Consider the following 22,374-nt stretch of genomic DNA (forward strand, 5'->3'; position numbering starts at 1 on the left):
ACCGTACGAAATCCGCCTCTGGATGTGTAGTCTAGGCACTGGACTGGATGTCCAGACCGGATAGACCCGATACCCCCTCCATCCAGAACCTGGAGCACGTGATGTCCACCGCCACCGACGAGCAGGACGCGATCATCGCCGCACTCACCCCCGTCATCGACGGCATCGCGGCGACATTCGGCTCGTTCTGTGAGGTGGTCGTGCACGACTTCCGGCGGCCGGAGGAATCCGTGGTCGCCATCGCGGGCTCGGTGACGGGGCGCGCTGTCGGCGGGGCGATGAGCGAGATCGGGATGGGCATCCTGGCCCGCGGTGACGAGGCGCGCGACGAGTTGAACTACCTCACCCGTACCCGTACGGGGAAGATCGTCAAGTCGTCGACGATGGTCCTGCGCGACTCCTCCGGCACGGTGTTCGGCGCCCTGTGCGTCAATCTCGACATCACCGCCGTCAACCAGGCCCACGCCCTGATCGGCGAGCTCGCGGGGGTCGCCGCCGGACCGGCCGCCGTGCCGACCACGACGTTCGGCAACGACATCGGCTCCGTCGTGGACGCCATCGTCGACAGCCATCAGCTGCGGCAGAACAAGACCTGGTCGGAACTCGACCGCGCCGGCCGCCTCGAGTTGTTCCGCAGCCTGGACGAGCGCGGCGTCTTCGCCGTACGACGCGCGGTCGAGCAGGTCGCCGCCCGGCTCGGCATCTCCCGGGCCTCCGCCTACAACTACCTGTCCGATGCCCGGGCGACGCTCCACGCCTCCACGACGGACGGCACCGAGCCCGGCACCACCCACCACCCCGACGGAGCGAAGCCATGACCCACACTCCCCCGGTCACCCTCGACGACGTCCGCGACGCCGCCGCGCAGATCAAGGGCGTGGCCCACCGGACCCCCGTACTGCGTTCGCGCACTCTGGATGCGCTCGTCGGCGCCCAGGTCTTCCTGAAGTGCGAGAACTTCCAGCGCATCGGCGCGTTCAAGTTCCGCGGCGCCTACAACACCGCGTCCCGCCTGTCGCCGGAGCAGCTGGCAAAGGGCATCGCCGCCTACTCCTCGGGCAACCACGCCCAGGCCGTCGCCCTCGCCGCACGGGAGTTGGGCACCACGGCGGTGATCCTCATGCCGGAGGACACGCCGCAGTCCAAGTTGGATGCCACCGCCGGTTACGGCGCGGAGATCGTGACGTACGACCGCTACACCGGCGACCGTACGGCCATCGGCGAGGCCCTCGCCGCGGATCGCGGCCTTGCGCTCATCCCGCCGTACGAGCATCCGCAGGTGATCGCGGGGCAGGGCACCGCAGCCCTCGAACTGATCGAGGAGACCGGGGAGTTGGACGCCCTGATCACGCCGGTCGGCGGGGGCGGGCTGATGGCGGGCAGCGCCACGGCGGCCAAGGGCCTGCACAGCGGGATCCGGATGATCGGTATCGAGCCGGAGTCCGGGGACGACACCAAGCGGTCCCTCGAGGCCGGCCGGCGCGTCTCCATCCCGGTGCCGCGCACGATCGCCGACGGGCAGGCGGCGGAGATCCCCGGCGAGCTGACGTTCTCGGTCAATCAGCGTCTGGTCGACGACATCTTCCTGGTGACCGATGACGAGATCCGTGACGCGATGCGGTTCGCGTTCGAGCGGCTGAAGATCATCGTGGAGCCCAGTGGCGCCACCCCCCTGGCCGCCCTGCTGGCCGGTCGCGTCGAGCGGCTCCCGTCCCGCGTCGGCGTGATCATCTCCGGCGGCAACATCGGCGTCCGGCGCTTCGCAGAACTGTGCGGGAGCGCAAGCTGAGCGACGGAAAGTATGATCAGCGAATGTCTGACATGACCGAAACCACGCCCGGCTGGCTGAGTCCCGACGAACTCGAGTATGCGCGCGACCGCATGCCGATCCTGTACGTCGAGGCCGTACCCGTGAGAGTCGACGACAGCGGCGAGGTCACCAGTATCGGGCTCCTGCTGCGCATCGGGTCGGACGGAACGGTCAGCCGCAACCTCGTCTCCGGCCGCGTGCTGCACCACGAACGCGTCCGGGACGCCCTGCTGCGCCACCTGGAGAAGGATCTCGGCCCGATGGCACTGCCCCAGGTCCCCGCCTCTCTGCAGCCCTTCACGGTCGCCGAGTACTTCCCGACGCAGGGGATCACACCGTTCCACGACCCCCGCCAGCACGCGGTCGCCCTCGCCTATATCGTCCCGGTGACCGGCGACTGCCGTCCTCGCCAGGATGCGCTGGACCTGGTGTGGTTCAGCCCCCAGGAGGCCGCGGCGGAGCTGGTCAGGAGCGAAATGCCGGGCGGGCAGGGAGTGCTCTTGCATCAGGCCCTCGCCCATGTCGGCTGCCTGCCCTAAGCGTGCGGTGACGTCACGTGGACGCCGAAGTCCCCGGCCGGGCGAGGTAGGAGGACTCGACGGCGTCCAGGTTCTCGCGCAGTTCGCGCGGGGTGCCGGTCATCTCGATGCGGCCCCGGCGTAGTACGTACACCCGGTCCGCGATGTCCAGCACCTTGCGTACGTGCTGCTCGACCAGCAGCGCCCCGAGGCCCCGGTCGGCGGCTTCGCGCACCGCGCGCAGCAGGCGTTCGACCACCAACGGGGCGAGCCCGAGCGACAGTTCGTCGGCGAGGAGCAGCCGGGGCGAGCGGCACAGGGCGCGCGCGAGGGAGAGCATCTGCTGCTCGCCGCCGGAGATCATGCCCGCCCCGGTCCTGAGCCGTTTCTCGAGTTCGGGGAAGAGCTCCAGGGCGCGGGCCGCCTCCACCCGGCCGACCCGCAGGTTCTCGGCCACATCGAGCCGGGTGAAGACCGCACGCTCACCGACGTAGGCGAGCCCCTGCCGGGCCCGGCGGTGCAGCGGCGCCCGGCCCGCACCGCCCAGCCAGCGCACCTCGCCGCTCATCGGCGCCAGATCGCCGGCGAGCACCCGCAGCGTCGTCGTCTTGCCCGCACCGTTGGGCCCGAGCAGCGCGACGACCTCACCGGGCCGCACCTCGATATCGAGGTCGCGCACGACGGGCTGGGTGCCGTACCCGGCGGACAGGGCGCGGGTCGCGATCAGAGCCTGGGCGGACGCCTCGCTTATGGCGCCCGGGCGGTCGGGTGCGCTGGTGGCCACAGGTCTTCTCCTTCCATGGGTTGGGGTGGGTTTCCGCTTCCGCGGCCTTGCCGACGTCCGGGGCACTTCCGCGCCCCGTTAGGGGCGCGGGGCTGAGTCAATTTGCGGCTTCGCCGCGCGGGCGCGACCAGCCACAACGGACCCGCAGCGTCAAACTGCCTAACCAGCGGATCGCGTAAGCGCCTTGCGCATGTCGACGAAGTCCGACCCCGACTCCGCCCACTCGATCTTCCCGTCCTTCAACACCAGTTCAGTGGCGGTGGTGTTGTGGATCCGGTTCAGCCCCTTCATGGGCAGCGCGGTCGCGTCCGTCCAGGTCAGCGGCGGAGTCAAGCCCCCTGTGTTGATGCCCTTCGACGTGTTGAGCTCCTCGACCAGGGCCTTTGAGGTGATCTCCGGCAGCTTCGCGGCGGCCTCGCTGAAGACCTTGAACGCCACCCAGGTCGTCGCGTTGGCCCCGTTGGAGAGGTCCACGTCCTTGCCCTCGAGGGCAGCGACGGCGTCCTTCCAGGCGGGGTCGGAGATGGGCGGGTAGTAGCCGGTGATGGCGGAGCCGTCCAGCGGGCTGCTGCTGCCGCCGGTGGTTGCCGCCAGTTCGGGGGTGAGGTTGCCGACGACGCTGCCGAGTTCGGTCTTGGCGCCGGACTGCACATACGCCTTCACGAACAGGTCCGAGTGCGTGCCCAGGATGACGCTGACGCAGTCGCTGTCCCTGGTCGCGGCGGCCACCTGCGGGGCGAGGTCGGTGGCGGTCACCGGCACCTTCAGGTCCTTGGGCGGCTTACCGCCGGCGGAGGTCACGCCGAGGCCGAGGAACTGGCTGACGATCGCGGCGGCGGCGACGTCGTACCGCACCCCGGAGATCTTCTCGCAGCCCGCCTCCACCAGCTGCTGTCCGTGCGCGGCGAAGACCACGGGGGTGCCGCCGTTGACCGGGAAGGACAGCGGGTTGGAGAACTCCGCGGCCGACACTCCGGTCCCGCCGATGTAGGGGATGCCGGCCTTCTCGAGGATCGGCATGTAGCGGTCGCCGGCGAGGCTGTACGAGCCGACCACCGCGACCACTTTCTCGCTGACCGCCTGCTGGGCGCAGTTCTCGGCCTCGTCGGGGTCGTTCTTCTCGTTGCAGGTGAGGACCTTGAGCGGGCCGCCCTTGATGCCGCCGTTCGCGTTGATCCACTTCTCGTACGCCTGGGCCGTGATCCGGACGCCGGGCTGTGCGCTGCCCTGGGTGTTCTCCGGTGCCCAGACCATCACCTTGACCTGTGCGCCGGTCAGCGCGGACGCGGCGGCCGCGCTGCCGGTGGGCTCCTCCTCGGCACCACCACCGCAGCCGGCGGCGAGCAGGGCTCCGGTCATCGCGAGACAGCTCGCTGCGGTACTTCTGCGTCGGCGTGGGTTGTTCATGATTCCTCCGCGAAGGCTCGCGCCCCGGACGGGCGACGTTGAGACGCGACCAGCATGGAGTGGGAAGTGTCGTTAGAGAAGTACTCTTGCCATAATTATTTAAATAAATGTGCTGTACGGTCTTGTCGCAGCATCGGGCGTTCGCTACTCATGGAGCCCTGGAGGTTCATCTGGTGGACGACATCCTGCGCTTCGCGCTTCTGGGCCTCGGGCTCGGTGCGCTCTACGCGCTCACCGCACAAGGCATCGTGCTGATCTACAGAGGCTCCGGCGTCCTGAACTTCGCGCATGGCGCGATCGGGATGACCGCCGCCTATGTGCAATGGGAGCTCGCCACGCAGCACGGCGTGCCCTACTGGACCGCCGTCGGCTGCGGGGTCCTGGTGGCCGGGCTACTGGGGGTGCTCACCCATCTGCTGGTGATGCGCCCGCTGCGCCGGGCCTCCTCACTGGCCCGGCTAGTGGGCACCCTGGCGGTGTTCATCGTGCTCACCGCCGCCGCCGTGAAACGGTACGGCGACAGCGTGCAGCTCGTACCCGGCAAACTGCCGTCCGACCTGGTGGAAGTGGCCGGGGCGACGGTGTCCGAGGACCGCATCTGGCTGCTCGCCATCGCGATCGCCATCACCGTCGCGCTCCATCTCCTCTACAAGCGCAGCCTGTTCGGGCTCGGCACCACGGCAGTCGCGGAGAACCAGGCAGCCGCCTCCTCGCTCGGCTGGTCCGCGGATCTGATCGCTGCCGCCAACTGGGGACTCGGCTCGGCGCTCGCGGGGCTGACCGGCATCCTGATCGTGCCGGTCATCGGCCTGTCTGTGAGCGGGCTGACCACGCTCCTGCTGAGCGCGCTGGCCGCCGCCCTGGTCGGCAGGTTCTCCTCGTTCCCCGTCACCCTGGCGGGCGGCCTCGTCATCGGCATCGTGCAGTCCGAACTGACCCGCTACGGCACGGACATCACGGGCCTCGCGGCTTCCGTGCCGTTCCTCGTCATCGCCCTGGTCCTGGTGGCCCGCGGCCGGGCGCTGCCGCTGCGCGGCACGTTCCTCGACCGGCTGCCGGCGCTCGGCACCGGACGCGTACGGCCCGTGGCGCTTGCGATAGCTGTGGCCGTCGCCCTGCTGCTGGTGGCGCTGTCCACGCCACAGTGGGCCGACGCGATCACCAACACGCTGGTGCTCTCCTTGATCATCCTGTCGATCGTGGTGGTCACCGGCTACGCGGGCCAGGTCTCCCTCGCTGCGTACGCACTCGCCGGAACCGGCGCCTTCATCGCCGGGCACGCGGTCGCCGACTGGGGCTGGCCCTTCGAACTCGCCCTGCTGGCAGGCGTGTTGGGGACTGTACCGATCGGCCTCCTGTTCGCCCTGCCCGCGGTCCGCACCCGTGGAGTCAACCTCGCGATCATCACCCTCGGCCTCGGCACCACGCTCGAGGTGATGGTCTTCCAGAACACCGACCTCGCCACCACACCCGGCAGCGACGGCATCGCGGTGGGCAAGCAGACGCTCTTCGGCATCGACATCTCCGGCGTCGACCATCCACAGCGGTACGCGGCCCTGGTGCTGCTTCTCTTCGTCGGTGCCGCGCTGGTCGTGGCCAACCTCCGACGCAGCCGCAGCGGCCGCCGGCTGATCGCGGTGCGCGCCAACGAGCGGGCCGCTGCCGCACTCGGCATCGGCGTCCGCGCCACGAAGCTGTACGCGTTCGGGGTGTCGGCGGCGATCGCCGCGCTCGCCGGGGTCCTCACCGGCTTCCGCTCGACCTCGGTGGTCTTCTCCGACTTCGCGAGCTTCGACTCCATCACCGCGCTCGGCCTCGCCGTCATCGGCGGCGTCGGTTTCCTCGTGGGCCCGCTGTTCGGCGCCACGTTCGCCGCAGGCACGATCGGCGCCCGCTTCGGGGATCTGGTGGTACCGGGGCTGAGCGAGTGGATGCCGCTGATCGGCGGGATCATTCTGCTGCTCACCCTGGTGGGCAACCAGGACGGGATCGGGCAAGGGCTGGGCAAGCAGACGGCGGCAGTCGAGCGCAAGCTGCTCCGGAAGCGCTCCGACGACCGGGCGGCGGGCCCACCGGCGACGCCTCCCGAGTCCGTGCCGGACGCCCACCGTGCGGCGCCCCTCCCCCTCCGCGTCAGCGGCCTGACCGTGCGCTACGGCGGTGTCGTCGCCGTCGACGACCTCTCCTTCGCCATCGAGCCCGGCCGGGTCACCGGTCTCATCGGCCCGAACGGCGCGGGCAAGACCTCCGCCATCGACGCGGTCACCGGATTCACCCGGCCCGCCTCCGGCACCGTACGCCTCGGCGACCGGGACCTGACCGGCGCCTCCGTGCACCTGCGGGCCCGCGCGGGCCTGAGCCGGTCCTTTCAGTCACTGGAACTCTTCGAGGACATGACGGTCCTGGACAACCTGTACGCGGCCTGCGACCGGCCCGGCCCGTGGACGTACCTCAAGGATCTGATACGTCCCGGAAGCCGCCCTCTGCCCGCCCAAGTACTCGTCGCGGTGCGGGAGTTCGGGCTTGAGGGCAGCCTGGACCGTTCGGTGGGCGACCTGTCGTACGGGGAGCGGCGGCTGCTGGCCATCGCCCGCGCGGTGGCAACCTCGCCGTCCGTCCTCCTCCTCGACGAGCCGGCGGCCGGCCTGTCGGACGACGAGACCCGCGAACTGGCCCGCCTGGTACGGCGACTCGCCGAGGACTGGGGCATGGGGGTACTGCTCGTCGAGCACGACGTCGACATGGTCATGAGCGTCTGCGACCAGGTCGTCGTCCTCGACTTCGGCCGCCGGATCAGCGTCGGCACCCCGGACGAGGTACGCGCCGATCCGGCCGTGCGGGCGGCCTACTTGGGCGACCTGTCGCCGGAGGAGGCAGTGGATGCCGTGCCCGGGGCGGAGGGTGATCCGGTGAGCGCCTAGGTTCCTGTCGGAGGTGCGCGCGCAGGCGGTGGACACCGAGGCCACCGCCTGCGACGGGTCACGGACCAGACTGCCGCCAGGGCCCGGTCGACGTCGCTGGTGATCCAGCGGCTCGAGCCGCGGGCCTCGCCCCGGGCTTGATCGTGATCTAAATCACGGCGAGCCCTGGCATCGGGAAGCGGAAGCCCGAGCGTCCTCTCAGCCATATTCCGACAGGAGCCACGGCGGTGCAGCCGCCTGGCTACGAGGCTGGGGGAACCGACGTTGCGCCGTGGGTACAAGTGGGTGGACCGCGAACTGGCTCGAATGGACCCGGAGACCGATTGGGAGCGGATGATCTCGCTCTACGTCAGCCACCGCGTCCCAAAGTTCGCCCTGGCGATGATGATCTATCCGGGCACCATGCGCATGATGCAGCCGAGTATGGGGGCCGCCACCCTGGCCCACACCTCGAAGCTGGAGACGAGACCCCACCGGCGTTTCCAGGACGGCAACGACTTCCTGATGGCCTGGATGGTGGATGGCTTATCCAGCGCGGCGGGCCGCAAGGCCGCCGCACGGCTGAACCGCATCCACCTGAGCGTCGCCCGCAGGACCCCGCAACTGCCCGGCAACTTCGACCACATCGACGACTTCGTCTATCCCCTGGTCCTGCTGGCCACGTTCGGCGACCGCCTGCAGACCTCGCTGGGCCTGCCCGGCATGAGCGAACCCATGAAGATCGCGTGGCACCGCTGGGCGCAGGCGCTCTTCCGCCTCCTGGAACGCGAGTCCGGCCCCTTGACCGACGAGGCGTTCCCCGAGGACTGGAACGCGATGACCGAGTTCGCCTTGGAGTTCGAGTCCCGTCCGTACGAACAGACCGAGTCGGGCCATCGTGTGGCGACCGCGATGATGGACTTCTTTGCCGAGCGCTGGTTCCCTGCGCCCTTACGGGCGTTCGGCAGGGACCTGACCCGGTACCTCGCCGGCGAGCGGGTCTGCCGACTCCACCGGATCGGCTGGATCAGCCCCCGCCGCGAGCGTACCGTCCGCCTCTTCCTGAAGTCCGCGTTCCGCGCTCAGCGCCTACTGCCCGACTACCGCACACCGCTTCCCGAGCGCCTCCGGCGGACCCGCCGCACCAACGCACAGCTCAAGAAGCTTGAGCGCTAAGGGAGTTGAGGGACTGGGGGCGCGCTTTTCGAGAGCGGCCATGGTGTTCCGCCTCGGCCTGTGGCTCAGCGGTCGTGACCGGGTGGAGGCCCGGTGAGTGTCGAGAGGAGAGCGGGCGGCCCTTGGACGGCGGTGCGCTGCATGTGATGCAGCACGCTGCGGATGCCGCCGAGTTCCTCGCCGCCGCCCGCCCGGCCGGGGCCGCCGTGCACGGCGTGCGGGAGCGACGATCCGTGGCCGGTGGACTCCCCGGCGTCGGTGCGGTCGAGGAGCAGCAGGCGACCGTGCCAAGGGGCGGCCCCGAGCACGGTCTCGCGGGCGAAGCCGGGATCGTGAGTGACGACCGAGCCGACGAGGCTGCCCTCGCCGCGTGCGGCCAGCGTGACCGCGTGAGCGGCGGTTCCGTCGTACGGCAAAAGGGTGCTGACGGGGCCGAACGCCTCGACCTCGTGCGGCTCGGCCCGGTCGGGGTCGTCGCAGCGCAGCAGCAGCGGCGGGAGGAAGGCACCGCGTTGCGGGTCGCCGTCCTGGACCTCGAACCGATCGGGGTCGCCGTGAACGAGGCGGGCCGCCGCCGTGAGCGCCTTGAGCGCGCGCAGCACCTCCTCCCGCTGCCCGAGTCCTGCCAGGGGGCCCATGGTGACGGCGGGATCGGCGGGGTTGCCGACACGCAGGTCGGCCAGCTCGGCGCAGACCGCTTCCTGTACGGCGTCGATAAGGCCGGCGGGCACCAGAGCGCGGCGGATGGCGGTGCACTTCTGCCCGGCCTTGACCGTCATCTCGGTGACCAGGGTCTGCGTGAACAGGTCGAACTCGGGGGTGCCAGGGGTGGCGTCGGGGCCCAGGACCGCGCAGTTCAGGGAGTCGGCCTCGGCGTTGAAGCGGACGGCGCGGCCGGCGACGGCCGGGTGGCTGCGCAGGGTGCGCGCGGTCGCGGCGGACCCGGTGACGCTGAGCACGTCCTGTCCCGTGAGCGCGTCAAGGATGCCGTCCGGTGGGGCGCAGATCAGCTGGACGGCGCCTTCGGGGAGGATGCCGGACGCGATGATGCTGCGGAACACCAGCTCCGTCAGGTAGGCGGTCTGGCCCGCGGGTTTCACCACGGACGGCAGGCCCGCCAGCAGAGTCGGCGCGAGCTTCTCCAGCATGCCCCACACGGGAAAGTTGAATGCGTTGATCTGCACGGCCGCGCCCTGCCGCGGCACATGGACGTGACGCACGGCGAAGGTGCCCTGCTTGCCGATCAGTTCCATGTCGCCGTCGGGCAGGACATGCCCGTCGGGCAGCTCTTTGGCGCCCTTGCTGCCGTAGACGAAGAGCACCCCGATGCCGCCGTCGACATCGAGCACGGAGTCCCGGCGGGTCGCTCCGGTGCGGGTGGACAGTGCGTGGAACTCGTCCGTGTGCGCGGCGAGATGCTTGCCGAGCGCCTTGAGCAGACCGGCGCGCTGGTGGAAGGTCAGCTCGCGCAGGGCCGGGCCGCCCACCTCCCGCGCGTGACGCAGCACGGCTGCGGCGTCGACGGCTCGCTCCGAGAGCCGGGCCACCTCGGCGCCGGTCGCCGCGTCCAGCAGGGGACGTCCCTCGTCGGGTGCCTCGTACCAGTCACCGGCGAGGTAGCTGTGCAGTTTCCCGGCCACGGCGGGTCCACCCTTCGCGTCCCGGTCGGCGACCCACCGACGCGACAGACACTCTACTGATAATTTCCGTAACGACAATATATTGTGTAAGAAGAGGCGGGCTACCGCAGAGAGGCGCGACTCCGGGCCGTACTGCGGAGCGCCCTGGATACGCTGATGACGTCGATGTCACGCGGTCGATGTCACGCGACGGCGTGATACATCAGATCGGCCGGCAGCAAGGGAAGTGAAGGACGATGGTGGATCGTGCGGCGCGCGGACCGGGCCGGAGGGAGCGCCCCGACCGGGCCGCGGCAGGGAGCGCACGGCCGGTGGTCAGCCGGCGTCGGGAGGTCGGTGACGTCAGCGCGCGGTCGCTGCTGATGACCATGCTCGGCGAGTACGTACTGCCCAAGGGCACCCCGGTGTGGACCTCCGCGCTGGTGGACGCGCTGGCAATGTTCGGTGTCGAGGAGAAGTCGGCCCGCCAGTCGCTCGCCCGGACCGCGGCAGAGGGCTGGCTCGCCTCCGAGCGGATGGGACGCCGCGTCCGCTGGGCGCTCACCCCGCCGGGGCGGCGGATGCTGACCGAAGGCGCGCAGCGCATCTACGACTTCGGCAGCGGGGAGCACACCTGGGACGGCACCTGGCTGGTCGTCCTCGTCTCCGTGCCGGAGGCCAAGCGGGATCTGCGGCACCGGCTGCGCACCCGGCTCACCTGGGCCGGCTTCGGCTCCCCGGAGCCCGGGGTGTGGATCACGCCCCACGCCGACCGTGAGGCGGAGGCGCTCGGCGTCCTCAAGGAACTCGGGCTCGCCGACGACGCGATGTCCTTCACCGCCACGTACGGCGCCGTGGGCAGCGAGGCGGCCATGGTGGCCCGCGCCTGGGACCTCAGCGAGGTGGAGGACCGCTACGAGGCGTTCATCGACGAGTTCACCGGGCTGCGCCCCGCCGACGGCGACGCCGTCCTGCACGCTCAGACCATGCTGGTGCACGAGTGGCGCCGCTTCCCCTTCCTCGATCCGCGGCTCCCGTCGAAGCTGCTGCCTCCGGGCTGGAGCGGGGCCAGGGCGGCCGAACTCTTCCACAGCAGGCATGCCGAGTGGAATCCGGTGGCGCTGCGGCGCTGGGAGGAGCTGGCCGAGGGGTACGGCGAGAAGTGAGAGCGCGGGGCGCACCGTACCGAACCGCCCGGCATACTGCTGACCCATCGTCATGTCCTGACACTCCGAGGCCCGGGAAGACCTTGGCCGCGTTGCCGGACAGGACGTCCGCGTCGACCACGGTTTCGCCGTCGATCACGGCGCCCCCTCACTGAGTGCTCAGCCGCGCGGGTCGTACCCGGCGACGAGTTCGGTGTCCGCGCCGACCGGGCCGTGGCCGGCGGCGCCGCCCGGCAGGCCGATCGGCTCCTCGCGGCCCGGCAGGGATTCGGTGAAGAAGCGCTTGTTGTCGGCGACGAAATCCTTCAGCTCCAGCGGCACCCGGCGGTCCTGGGAGATCGCCTCGACCGGGCAGACGGGTTCGCAGTTGCCGCAGTCGATGCATTCCATCGGGTTGATGTAGAGCTTGCGGTCGCCCTCGTAGATGCAGTCGACCGGGCATTCCTCCATGCAGGAGCGGTCCATGATGTCGATGCACGGCTCGGCGATGACGTAGGGCATGGGTGATCGGTCCTCTTCGGTGCTACGCGGCGGCGGGGGCCGCTGTGGGGACGTCGGTGGAGTGGCCGGGGAACACCGGCTGTTCGGGGTCGATGTGGTGCGCGGCGTTGTTGACGGCGGTCGCGGCCTCGCCGAAGCCGACCGCGATCAGCCGTACCTTGCCGGGGTAGTCGTTGATGTCTCCGGCCGCGTAGATCCCGGGGACGGACGTCCGCATCGCCGGGTCGACCGGGATGTGGCGCCGGTGGGCGATCTCGAGGCCCCAGCCGAGCAGCGGGCCGAGGTTGGCGGTGAAGCCGAGGGCGGCGATGATCCCCCGGCAGGGCAGGCGGTGCGTCTGCCCGTCGCGCCGGGTGATCTCCACGGCCTCGATGTCCCTGCCGTCCCCGCTGTCGCCGATGACCTTCGTCAGCTCGGCTTCGGTGAGGATCTCCACGCCCGTGGCCCGTACGGCGGCCACGGTGGCCGGGTGCGCGCGGAAGGTGTCGCGGCGGTGGACCAGGGTCACGGAGGCGGCCAGCGGGTGCAGGGTGAGTGCCCAGTCCAAGGCGCTGTCACCGCCCCCGACGATCACCACGTCCCGGCCCGCGTAGTCGTCCGGCCTGCGCACGAAGTACGCCAGTCCGGCTCCCTCGTACGCGGCGGCGGCCGGCAGCGGGCGGGGCGTGAAGGTGCCGATGCCGCCGGTGACGATCACGGCCTTGGCCCGCACCCGCGCCCCTTGGTGCGTGGTCACGACGAAGGCGCCCTCCGTGGTCCGCTCCATCGTCTCGGCCCGGTGGCCGAGCAGATAGCACGGGTCGTACGGTGCGGCCTGCTCCAGAAGCCGGTCCACGAGCTCGCGTCCCCGTACCGCCGGGAATCCGGCGATGTCGAAGATCTGCTTCTCCGGGTACATGGCGTTGATCTGGCCACCGGGCTCGGGCAGCGAGTCCAGCACGGTCACCGACAGACCGCGAAAACCGGCGTAGTAGGCGCCGAACAGGCCGGTGGGACCGGCTCCCACGATGAGCAGGTCCGTGTGGTGATCCGCAGGGAGCGGGGGCATGCGCGGTTCTCCTTCGGGATGATCAGCCCCTGAGGGCCAGCGGCAGCTGGGGAAGTTTGAGGAGCGGGGTCCGGGGCGGAGCCCCGTGGCGGGTCGAAGGGGCGCAGCCCTGGGTTGGGACGGGTAAGGGCAGCGGGGGCGAAGACTCCTTGGGGGACTCAGCCTGAACTCGCGGACGACGACGGCGACTCCGCCCACGACCCGTCGCGCACCATGGCCCGCAACACATTCCGGCGGATCTTCCCTGTGGGCGTACGGGGCAGCTCGGGCAGCCCGATCACCCCGCGCGGGCGCTTGAACGCGGCCAGGCCCTCCCGGCACCAGGCGACGAGGGCGTCCGGATCGACCTCGCGCCCGGGCCTGGGCACCACGCAGGCGACCGGTTTGTCCAGGCCGTCCGCGTCCGGTACGCCGACCACGGCGACCTCGGCCACGTCCGGGTGGGCGAGGAGGCGCTCCTCGACCTCGGCGGGCGCGACCCAGATGCCGCCCGCCTTGAGGAGGTCGTTGGTGCGGCCCATGCACGTGTAGGTGCCGTCGGCGTTGCGGATGTAGGTGTCTCCGGTGCGCACCCAGTCGCCGAGGAAGACCTGACGGGTGGTCTCGGCCCGGCACCAGTAGCCGGTGGCCGCGGACTCCCCGCGGACGTGGAGTTCGCCCGGTGTGCCGTCGCCCGCCACCACGCCGCCCTCGACGTCGCGCAGCTCCACCTTGTACCCGGGAACGGGTTCGCCGGAGGAGCCCGGGTGGACCCGGCCCGAGCGGTTGGAGATGAAGATGTGCAGCATCTCGGTGGATCCGATGCCGTCGAGCACCTCCACACCGAACCGTTCCAGCATCCCCTCGTACATCCGCGCGGGCAGCGCTTCTCCGGCCGAGACCCCGATCCGTACCGTCGCGAAGGCGTCGTCCGGGATGTCGGCGCTCGCGAGCAGCGGCCCGAAGAAACTGGGGGTACCGAACAGGACTGTGGCCCGGTCACCGGCCGCCCGCTTCGCGAACAGCGCGGGAGAAGGCCTGGAAGGTTCCAGCAGCGCCGTGGCGCCCGCCGCCAGCGGGAAGAACAGCGAGTTGCCGATGCCGTACGCGAAGAAGAGCTTCGCGACCGACAGGCAGCGGTCCTCCGGGCCGATGCCCAGCACCCGCTGCCCGTAGTTCTCCGATACGAACTTGATGTCGATGTGACGGTGCATGGCCGCCTTGGGCATGCCCGTGGTGCCCGACGTGTACAGCCACAGGGCGGGCGAGTCCGGCCAGGTCGGATACGGCCCGTCGTCCGTACCGGTGCCGGCGTCCAGCAGCTGCTGCCAGGTGCGGCCCTGGACATGGCCGGGCAGTCCTGCGCTGTCTTCTCCGGTCAGGACGGCGTGCTCGACCTCCGGCGCCTGCTGGAGCGCCGCGCGGACGACCGGCGCGAACTCGGCGGAGCCCAGGACCACCCGGCAGCGCGCGTCGGCCACCAGCTTGCCCAGCTCCGGACCGGTGAGCATGGTCGACGCGGGGACGGCCACGGCGCCGATGTGGAAGGCGGCGAGGATGCCGGTGAAGAGCTCGATGTCGTCCACCATGCACAGCAGGACGCGCTCCTCCGGGCGTACGCCGAGGGCCCGCAGCCCGGCCGCCACGCGGCGTACCTCCGCCGACAGTTGCTCGTAGGTCAGCGTGCGTGTGGGAGTGACGAGCGCCGTGCGGGCGCCGTTGCCCTCCCGCACGTGCCGGTCGACCAGGTAGTCCGCCGTGTTGAACGCCTCAGGCATCCGGCTCACCTCACACCAGTCGGACGTACTCGTAGTCGAACGGCTGGCCGTTGATGCCGTTGACCGGCGGCGCGACCCAGCTCGCGATCTTGCCGCGTTCGTACACAGGCTGCATCAGCGACCGTACGAACGCCAGGTCCTCGGCGGTGGGCAGCCAGTGGTGGCGGCGCGCCTCCCAGGTCTGCTCGTCGACGATCGTGCCGTCGGGGGTGACGTGGTGGCCGGCGGCGAGGCCGACGTTCCGGTTGAAGCCAGGGTGCGGCAGCTTCAGGCGGAAGGCGATCCCGTGCTCCTCAAGGATCCGGTTCCAGCGCTTGAGGCCGTTCTCGCAGTCGGAGATGTACTCGTCGCGCAGGTCCAGGTTGAGGGCGAGGAGCGCGGGGACCTCGTCCTGCGACCAGGTGCCGTCCGCCAGTGGCTTGTCCAGGAAGGCGCTGTGGTCGGTGAGCCGGTGGTCGTCCTTGCGGCGCTCCTCCTGCCAGCGGCCCTTGAGCCCGGCGGTGTAGTAGTTCGCCGCGTTGGTGGAGGTCTCGCTGCCGAAGAGGTCCAGGGAGACCGTGTAGTGGAAGTTGATGTACTTCTGGATGATGTCCAGTGGGATGCCGCCGCAGGCGGCGATGTCCAACGTGTCGTGCTCGCGGGCCAGTTGGGCGCTTCGGGTCACCACGCGGTCGACGCCGGTGGTGCCGACCATCATGTGGTGCGCCTCCTCCTTCAGCATGAAGGTGCAGGTCCGCGACAGCGGGTCGAAGGCGCTCTCCTTGAGGGAGCCGAGTTGGTACTTGCCGTCCCGGTCGGTGAAGTACGTGAACATGAAGAAGGCCAGCCAGTCGGCGGTCTCCTCGTTGAACGCGCCCAGGATGCGCGGCGAGTCGGGGCTGCCGGAGTTGCGGTGGAGCAGCGCCTCGGCCTCCTCGCGGCCCTCCCGGCCGAAGTAGGCGTGCAGCAGGTAGACCATCGCCCACAGGTGCCGGCCCTCCTCCACATTGACCTGGAAGAGGTTGCGCAGGTCGTACAGGCTCGGGGCGGTCAGGCCGAGGAGGCGCTGCTGCTCGACGGAGGCCGGCTCGGTGTCGCCCTGGATGACGATCAGCCGTTGCAGGTCGGCGCGGTACTCGCCGGGCACCTGCTGCCAGACCGGCTGTCCCTTGTGCTCGCCGAAGGCGACGCGGCGGTCGGGGTCGCGCTCGGCGAGGAAGATGCCCCAGCGGTAGTCGGGCACGTTGACGTGGTCGAAGTGGGCCCAGCCGTCGCGGCCGACCGACACGGCGGTCCGCAGGTAGACGCCCCGGTTCTCCAGCTCGGGGCCCATTTCGCCCCACCAGTTGAGGAACTTGGGCTGCCAGCCCTCCAGCGCCCGCTGCAGACGGCGGTCGTCGGCGAGAGCGACGTTGTTGGGGATCTTGGAGTCGTAGTCGATCTTCGTGGGCATCGGGTCACACTCGCTTCCGGTCGTAGACCGCTTTCTGGCCGGTGCCGTAGCGGCGCAGCGCGCCCTCGGGGCCGGCGGCGTTGGGGCGTATGAAGATCCAGTTCTGCCAGGCGGCGAGCCGTCCGAAGATCTTGGTCTCGATGGTCTCCGGGCCGACGAACCGGTGGTTGGCCTCCATGCCGGTCAGGGCGTCCGGGCTCAGCGCCGCCCGGCTCTCCAGCACGATGCGGATCTCGTCCTCCCAGTCGATGTCGTCGGGCGCGTCGGTGACGAGGCCGAGCTCGCGGGCCTGGGCGGGACTCAGGGGCTGCCCGGCCTCGCGGCGCAGCCAGTCGAGGTGGTCGTCCTCCTGGTAGAAGCGGGACTGGAGGCGGGACAGGCCGTTGCCCATGGGGAAGGTGCCGAAGTTGGCCTCGGAGAGGGTGAGTTGGCCGCGCTCGTCGCTGTCCGGGTCCTCGATGGGCGGGCCGTCCAGCATGTACTGCAGATCGCAGGCCAGGGCCAGCTCCAGCAGCATCCCGGCGAAGCAGCTGCCCGGCTCGATGAGCGCGATGAGGCTGCGGCTGGTGACGTCGAGCCGCTTCAGGGTGCGCTTGTAGTAGTGCACGATCTCGTTGCTGAGCCAGTCGCCTTCGGCGGCGGCGCCCGACACCGCCTGCTCATGGGCCAGTACGAGCGCGGAATCGCCCTCCGTGCGCAGCACCCAGGTGCCCAGCTCGGTCTCGTTCGCCCGCAGGCGCAGGATCAGGTCGTCGAGCTCGCGGGTGACGGCAAGCACCCACCCGCCGGCGCCCGCGTCGTGGATCGCGGCGGCGTCGGCAGGGGCGTCCTCGACGGGGCCCCGTACGGTGATGCGGACCAGGCCGAGCGGACGGTCGTACTCGGCGCGCACGTACTGGTACGTGATGCCGTCCTCGGTGATGTCCCGCTCCAGCGGTGTCAGTTCGATGCCCTCGGCGTCCGTCGGCCGGGTGCTGTGCGCGGCCGCTTCCACGGCGCGCTGCTCGACGACCGTACGGAAGTCCCTGCGCGGGACGACCTCGTCGACCAGCCGCCAGTCCACCGCCGTCTTGCCCCGGATGCCGTCGGGCCGGGTGGCGAAGAGGTCGGCCAGATCCTTGCGTACGCGGCGCTTGTCGGTGACCCGGGTCAGCCCGCCCGTGCCGGGCAGCACGCCCAGGAGCGGGACCTCGGGCAGGGCCACCGACGAGGAGTTGTCGTCGATCAGCAGGATCTTGTCGCAGGCCAGGGCGAGTTCGTAACCGCCGCCCGCACAGGAGCCGTTGACCGCGGCGATGAAGGTCAGCCCGGAGTGCTCCGAGGCGTCCTCCATGCTGTTGCGGGTCTCGTTGGTGAACTTGCAGAAGTTCACCTTCCAGTGGTGCGGGGAGGCCGCGAGCATCCGGATGTTCGCCCCAGCGCAGAAGACTTTCTCCTTCGCGCTGGTCACCACCACCGACCGTACCTCGGGGTGCTCGAACCGCAGCCGCTGCAGTGCGTCGTACAACTCGATGTCCACACCCAGGTCATAGGAGTTGAGCTTCAGCTCGTAGCCCGGGACCAGGCCGCCCTGCTCGTCGACGTCCATCTCGAGCCAGGCGACCGGCCCGTCGATGCGCAGCTTCCAGTGCCGGTACCTGTCCGGGCTCCGGTCGAAGGTCACCACCACCGTGCCTGTGGACTCCGGCGCTCCGTTCGCGGCTTCGACCACGTCCGGCTTGCTTGCCACCACCATGACGAGCGCCTCCTCGCGCTAGCACAGGTACCGATAGACGAATCTTCTACAGAAGTACCACAGTGCGTCAAGGTTCTGTAGAACGTTAGATTGGACGGGTTCCCCTTTCCCGCCCCGCTCTGGGGTCGTGAGTGTGCCGGGCGGTGAGAACCGCCCGGCACACTCACGACCGCACACTGGCCAGACGCCGAAGTACGTACGTTCGGCAGCGGCTCCCCGGATGGCTAGCTCCCCGGATGGCTAGAACGGGAAGGCGTGCGCCTGCTCCCGGAAGGTGACCCACTGCCACTGGGTGAACTCGTCCCAGCTGCTCTGGGAGCCGAACCGGCTGCCGTTGCCGGAGGCGCCCGTACCGCCGAAGGGCGCGTACGCGTCGTTGTTCAGGGTCTGGTCGTTGATGTGGACGATGCCGGTCCGCAGCCGTCGCGCCAGATCGCGGCCACGGTCCGGGGATCCCGTCTGCACCGCGGCGACCAGCCCGTACTCGGTGTTGTTGGCGACCGCGACCGCCTCGGCCTCGTCACGCACGACGACGACCGGCGCCACGGGCCCGAAGATCTCCTCGCGGAACGCGGGCATCGACGTGGTCACGCCGGCCAGCACGGTCGGCTCGTAGAACAGCCCGTCGTACGAGCCGCCGGCCCTGACCTCGGCCCCCGCCCCCACGGTCTCCTCCACGATCCGGTGCACGTTGTCCCGCTGCCGCTCGTTGATCAGCGGCCCGAGAGCCACCTGCCCCGTGAACGGATCGCCCACCGGAAGTCCCTGCGCCCGCTTGGCCAGCCGGTCGAGGTATTCGTCGGCGACGGATTCGAGCACGATGTGCCGGCCCGCGGTCATACACACCTGGCCCTGGTGCAGGAACGCGCCCCAGGCCCCCGCCGAACTGGCGATCTCCAGGTCGGCGTCGTCGAGCACGATCAGGGCGTTGTTGCCGCCGAGTTCGAGCGAGACCCGCTTCAGCGTGCGCCCGGCGGTGGCGCCGACCTCACGGCCGACCGCTGTCGAGCCGGTGAAGGCGATCATGGCGACGTTCGGGTCCTCGACCAGCGCCGCGCCGGGCCCGGCGTCCCCGGGCAGCACATGCAGCAACCCGTCGGGCAGCCCGGCCGCCTCGAAGAGCCGCGCGACCAGCGTGCCTCCGGACACCGCCGTCTGTACGTCCGGCTTCAGCACGACCGCGTTGCCCAACGCCAGCGCCGGCGCGACGGCCCGGACGGAGAGGATGAACGGGAAGTTCCACGGACTGATCACACCGACCACGCCGAGCGGCACCCGGCGGGCGACGCTCTCCCGGCCGGGCTCACTGGCCGGCAGCAGGTGGCCCCAGGGCTGGGTGGGCAGCGCCGCCGCCTCCCACAACTCCCCCAACACCAGGTCGACTTCGAACGCCGCCTTGCCCGGCACCGCGCCGCCCTCGCGGACGAGCCAGCGCTCGAACTCCGCCCGGTTGTCGGCGAGGACGGCGGCGGCCTTGCGGATCACTGCGGCCCGGGACGGGCCGGTCTGCGCGGCCCAGTCGGCTTGTGCCTGGGCGGCTCGGGCGGTCGCGGCCGCCACGTCGTCGGCATCGGCCAGGCCGACCTGGGCCAGGACGGCACCCGTCGCCGGTTCGGTGCTGTCCAGCACACCGCCGTGGGCGGTGGTCCAGCCATTGCTGTAGATCTTGCCCTGCCAGGAAACGTCATCGAGAAGGTCGGTCATCGCGGGGTTCTCCTCAGCTTCGCGTGAGCTCGGGTTGTCAGGCGCCGGGCCGGTCTTCAGGCGCCGGGCCGGCGGATGAGGTCCGCTGCCTTCTCGCCGATCATGATCGTGGCGGCGTTGGTGTTGACGCAGACGAGCCTCGGCATGACCGAGGCGTCGGCCACCCGCAGGCCGTCCAGGCCGTGCACCCGCAGATCGGGCGCCACGACGGCCTCCGGCCCGACGCCCATCGCGCAGGTGCCGACCGGGTGGTAGTAGGTTCCGGTGCCCCGGGCGACGAACTCCCGCAGACCGGCCTCGTCCGTGACGTCGGGTCCGGGAAGCACCTCGCGGGCTCGCCAGGGAGCGAACGGTTCGGAGGCGGCGATCTCCCGGGCGACCTCGATGCCGTGCAGCAGGCGGCGTACGTCGGACTCCGCGCCCAGATAGTTCGGATCGATCAGCGGCGGCGTCTGCGGATCGGGCCCCGCGATCCGGACCGAGCCGCGCGCCTCGGGCACCGTGGCGACGCCGAAGGTGAAGCTGTTCGCCGGGGCCTGAAGCGTCGGTGGGTGGAACGGCAGGTGGATGAACATCAGCTGCATGTCCGGGCCCACCAGGGCCTGGTCGCTGCGCCAGAGCATCGACACCTCGGCGTGGTTGGTGAGCCCCGCCGGGATGGGTTGGCTTGCCTCGTACACGATCCCGCACAGTGGATGGTCGTGCAGGTTGCGGCCGACACCGGGTAGGTCGTGCACGACCGCGACACCCGCCTGCTCCAACTCGTCGGCCGCGCCCACACCGGAGAGAAGCAGCAGCCGGGGCGAGTCGACCGCGCCCGCGCTGACCACCACCTCCGCATCCGCGTACGCGGTGACGAGCTCGCCGCGGCGTTCGTACGCGACACCGGTGCAGCGTGTGCCGTCGAACAGCAGCCTGTGGGCACGGGACTCGGTCGCGACCGTGAGATTCGGACGGCTGTCACGGATGGGGGGCAGATAGGCCGCCGCGGTGCTCTGGCGGTGCCCGTCCGTGATCGAAAGGTCGTGCCAGCCGGCGCCCTCCTGCTGTGCTCCGTTGAAGTCGTCGGTCAGCGGATGACCGGTCGCGGCCGCCGCGTCGAGGAAGACCTGCGACAGCGGATTCGGCTGCGCCGACGGAGCCGGACGCATCGGGCCGTCCTCACCCCGGTACTGCGGTTCCCGGCCGCTGACGGTCTCCATGCGACGGAAGTAGGGCAGCACGGAGGCGTAGTCCCAGCCGTCGCAGCCCGCCTTGGCCCACGCGTCGAAGTCCGCGCCGTGCCCCCGCAGGTACACCATCGCGTTGATGCTGCTCGACCCGCCGAGCGTGCGCCCCCGAGGCCAGTTGTGGACCACCCCGCCGGTGCCGGGCTGGGGAACGGTGTCGTAGGAGTAGTCGATCTCCGTGCCCCACAGCGCGGGCCACGCGGGTGGCACGGCAATCTCGGGCGCGTCGTCGGAAGGACCGGATTCGAGCAGGAGAACGCGCGTGTCCTGATCTTCCGACAGCCGCGCGGCCAGAACGCAGCCGGCCGACCCGGCACCGATCACCACGTAGTCGTAACGAGCAGCCATGGCCACCACAGCCCACCACCTCTGGTTCGGCGGTCCGCGCCGGCCCCATCGCCCGCACGGTGAAAAACCTGCTACAGATTCTTGTCAGTCACGTTGCAGAGTTGTTGACTGATTCCGCCTCGGCCTTTGTCGCGCAAGGCCAAGTCTGGTGAGAGGGCACACACAGTGATGTCGTCGACCGCAGGAACAGAACAGTCAGGCTCTCTCCCGGCCGAGCTCTGGCGAGAGCAGTTGGGCGGTGCTTTCGGCCGGCTCGTCCCCGAGGCCATCGGAGCGCGGGCCGCCCATGGGCGAATGGCCGGCACGCAGCTCGGGTCGATCGCCGCCTACCGGGTGAGCGGCACCCCGCAGATCGTGCGGCGCACCCCAAGGGCCGTACGGCAGACACCGATCGACCTGCTCAAGATCTGCGTACAGCTGAGCGGGTACGCCACCGTGTGCCAGGACGACCGCGAGATCGCGATCGCGCCCGGCCAGATGGCGATCTACGACACCGGCAGGCCGTACCACCTGCGTCTGGAGCGGCAGTGGTCGTGCGCGGTCATGGCTTTCCCCCGGGGCGCGTTGAGCCTGCCCGAGCGCATGGTCGTCACATCGATGAGCCATGCCTATCCGCTCGCGGACGGACCTGGCGCGGTGCTGGCCGGCTTCGTATCGTCCGCGGTATCGCAGCGAGATTCGATCCCCCGGACATCCGCCGATCGGCTCGGCGAAGCGGGGCTGCATCTGGTGGCGGCGGCATTGAGCGACGCCGCCCCCTGTGGCAACGATGGCGCGGCGGACGCATTGCGCCTGCAGATCCTGAACTACATCAGAGCGCACCTCGCCGAACCGGATCTGACACATGCGCGGGTCGCCGCCGTGCACCACATGAGCGCGCGCACGCTGCACCGACTGTTCGAGCACGAGTCATGCACCGTCACCGACTACATACGGTCTCGCCGCCTCGAAGCGGCGAGGCGTGACCTGGCCGACCCGCTGCTCGCCCATCGCAGCATCGCGGCGATCGCCGCCCACTGGTGCTTCGTCGGCCAGGCGCACTTCACCCGCGCCTTCCACGCCAAGTACGGCATGAACCCCTCGGCTGCCCGTCGCGGCGCCCCAGCTACTCCGTCCGCAAAGCCGTAGCCGTACGCGTCCTGGCCGCCCAGCCCGCCGGGAGCAGGGCGCCCAGCAGCGCGATGGCGATCCCTGCCCGGCCCGAGGCGACCTGTCGCCGGAGGAGGCCGAGGAGGCGGTG

General features: G+C 70.4%; 17 protein-coding genes. 7 read left to right on the plus strand and 10 right to left on the minus strand.

Going from position 1 to position 22,374, the window contains the following annotated elements; all coding sequences use genetic code 11:
* Nucleotides 1–101: 101 nt before the first annotated feature.
* The 3 genes from OHT21_RS03550 to OHT21_RS03560 are packed head-to-tail and all read left to right on the plus strand — an operon-like array spanning nt 102 to nt 2,349.
* Complete coding sequence (locus tag OHT21_RS03550) at nt 102–818, plus strand: helix-turn-helix transcriptional regulator (protein WP_328766717.1); 717 nt, start codon at nt 102–104, stop codon at nt 816–818.
* A complete protein-coding gene (locus OHT21_RS03555) occupies nt 815–1,789 on the plus strand; it encodes a pyridoxal-phosphate dependent enzyme (RefSeq protein ID WP_328766718.1) in 975 nt (324 codons plus the stop codon). The genes OHT21_RS03550 and OHT21_RS03555 overlap by 4 nt, the downstream gene beginning before the upstream one ends.
* 32 nt (nt 1,790–1,821) lie before the next feature.
* Nucleotides 1,822–2,349 (plus strand): NUDIX hydrolase family protein, encoded by a 528-nt coding sequence (locus tag OHT21_RS03560; protein WP_328773947.1) that lies wholly within the window; start codon nt 1,822–1,824, stop codon nt 2,347–2,349.
* A gap of 13 nt (nt 2,350–2,362) precedes the next feature.
* Here the strand turns inward: OHT21_RS03560 and OHT21_RS03565 are convergent, their stop codons facing one another.
* Both OHT21_RS03565 and OHT21_RS03570 read right to left on the minus strand, forming a co-directional pair.
* Nucleotides 2,363–3,112, minus strand: a complete 750-nt coding sequence (locus tag OHT21_RS03565) for an ABC transporter ATP-binding protein (RefSeq protein ID WP_443050312.1) — start codon at nt 3,110–3,112, stop codon at nt 2,363–2,365.
* A gap of 159 nt (nt 3,113–3,271) precedes the next feature.
* Nucleotides 3,272–4,519 carry an ABC transporter substrate-binding protein gene (locus OHT21_RS03570; RefSeq protein ID WP_328766719.1) on the minus strand — a complete coding sequence of 416 codons (1,248 nt, stop codon included), beginning with the start codon at nt 4,517–4,519 and terminating at the stop codon, nt 3,272–3,274.
* A 173-nt stretch (nt 4,520–4,692) separates the two neighbouring features.
* On the opposite strand from OHT21_RS03570, the gene OHT21_RS03575 reads away from it, so the two are divergent.
* Both OHT21_RS03575 and OHT21_RS03580 read left to right on the plus strand, forming a co-directional pair.
* Entirely contained in the window at nt 4,693–7,440 is a 2,748-nt protein-coding gene (locus OHT21_RS03575; protein WP_328766720.1) for a branched-chain amino acid ABC transporter permease/ATP-binding protein, read from the plus strand.
* A gap of 306 nt (nt 7,441–7,746) precedes the next feature.
* Nucleotides 7,747–8,595 (plus strand): oxygenase MpaB family protein, encoded by an 849-nt coding sequence (locus OHT21_RS03580; protein ID WP_328766721.1) that lies wholly within the window; start codon nt 7,747–7,749, stop codon nt 8,593–8,595.
* Between the two features lie 65 nt (nt 8,596–8,660).
* On the opposite strand, the gene paaZ is transcribed toward OHT21_RS03580, so the two are convergent.
* Complete coding sequence (paaZ, locus tag OHT21_RS03585) at nt 8,661–10,235, minus strand: phenylacetic acid degradation bifunctional protein PaaZ (protein WP_328766723.1); 1,575 nt, start codon at nt 10,233–10,235, stop codon at nt 8,661–8,663.
* Between the two features lie 311 nt (nt 10,236–10,546).
* On the opposite strand from paaZ, the gene OHT21_RS03590 reads away from it, so the two are divergent.
* The gene (locus OHT21_RS03590; RefSeq protein ID WP_328766724.1) at nt 10,547–11,380 is read left to right on the plus strand and encodes a PaaX family transcriptional regulator; all 834 of its coding nucleotides are present in this window, start codon (nt 10,547–10,549) and stop codon (nt 11,378–11,380) included.
* A 159-nt stretch (nt 11,381–11,539) separates the two neighbouring features.
* Here OHT21_RS03590 and fdxA read toward each other — a convergent pair whose 3' ends face one another.
* From fdxA to OHT21_RS03625, 7 genes are all read right to left on the minus strand, one after another.
* Nucleotides 11,540–11,881, minus strand: coding sequence for a ferredoxin (gene fdxA / locus OHT21_RS03595; RefSeq protein ID WP_328766725.1), 342 nt, complete (start codon nt 11,879–11,881; stop codon nt 11,540–11,542).
* A gap of 22 nt (nt 11,882–11,903) precedes the next feature.
* A complete protein-coding gene (locus OHT21_RS03600; protein WP_328766726.1) occupies nt 11,904–12,929 on the minus strand; it encodes an NAD(P)/FAD-dependent oxidoreductase in 1,026 nt (341 codons plus the stop codon).
* A gap of 158 nt (nt 12,930–13,087) precedes the next feature.
* Nucleotides 13,088–14,686: a benzoate-CoA ligase family protein gene (locus OHT21_RS03605; protein WP_328766727.1), complete on the minus strand. Its 1,599-nt coding sequence runs from the start codon at nt 14,684–14,686 to the stop codon at nt 13,088–13,090.
* A 10-nt stretch (nt 14,687–14,696) separates the two neighbouring features.
* Nucleotides 14,697–16,118: a benzoyl-CoA 2,3-epoxidase subunit BoxB gene (gene boxB / locus OHT21_RS03610; RefSeq protein ID WP_328766728.1), complete on the minus strand. Its 1,422-nt coding sequence runs from the start codon at nt 16,116–16,118 to the stop codon at nt 14,697–14,699.
* Between the two features lie 4 nt (nt 16,119–16,122).
* A complete protein-coding gene (boxC, locus tag OHT21_RS03615) occupies nt 16,123–17,853 on the minus strand; it encodes a 2,3-epoxybenzoyl-CoA dihydrolase (protein WP_328766730.1) in 1,731 nt (576 codons plus the stop codon).
* Between the two features lie 240 nt (nt 17,854–18,093).
* Nucleotides 18,094–19,557, minus strand: a complete 1,464-nt coding sequence (locus OHT21_RS03620) for a benzaldehyde dehydrogenase (protein WP_328766731.1) — start codon at nt 19,555–19,557, stop codon at nt 18,094–18,096.
* A gap of 56 nt (nt 19,558–19,613) precedes the next feature.
* Nucleotides 19,614–21,134: a GMC family oxidoreductase gene (locus tag OHT21_RS03625; RefSeq protein ID WP_328766732.1), complete on the minus strand. Its 1,521-nt coding sequence runs from the start codon at nt 21,132–21,134 to the stop codon at nt 19,614–19,616.
* A gap of 168 nt (nt 21,135–21,302) precedes the next feature.
* Between OHT21_RS03625 and OHT21_RS03630 the strand changes: the two genes are divergently transcribed.
* Complete coding sequence (locus tag OHT21_RS03630; protein ID WP_328773949.1) at nt 21,303–22,262, plus strand: helix-turn-helix domain-containing protein; 960 nt, start codon at nt 21,303–21,305, stop codon at nt 22,260–22,262.
* Nucleotides 22,263–22,374: the final 112 nt, after the last annotated feature.

It is taken from the genome of Streptomyces sp. NBC_00286 (assembly GCF_036173125.1).
Lineage (GTDB): Bacteria > Actinomycetota > Actinomycetes > Streptomycetales > Streptomycetaceae > Streptomyces.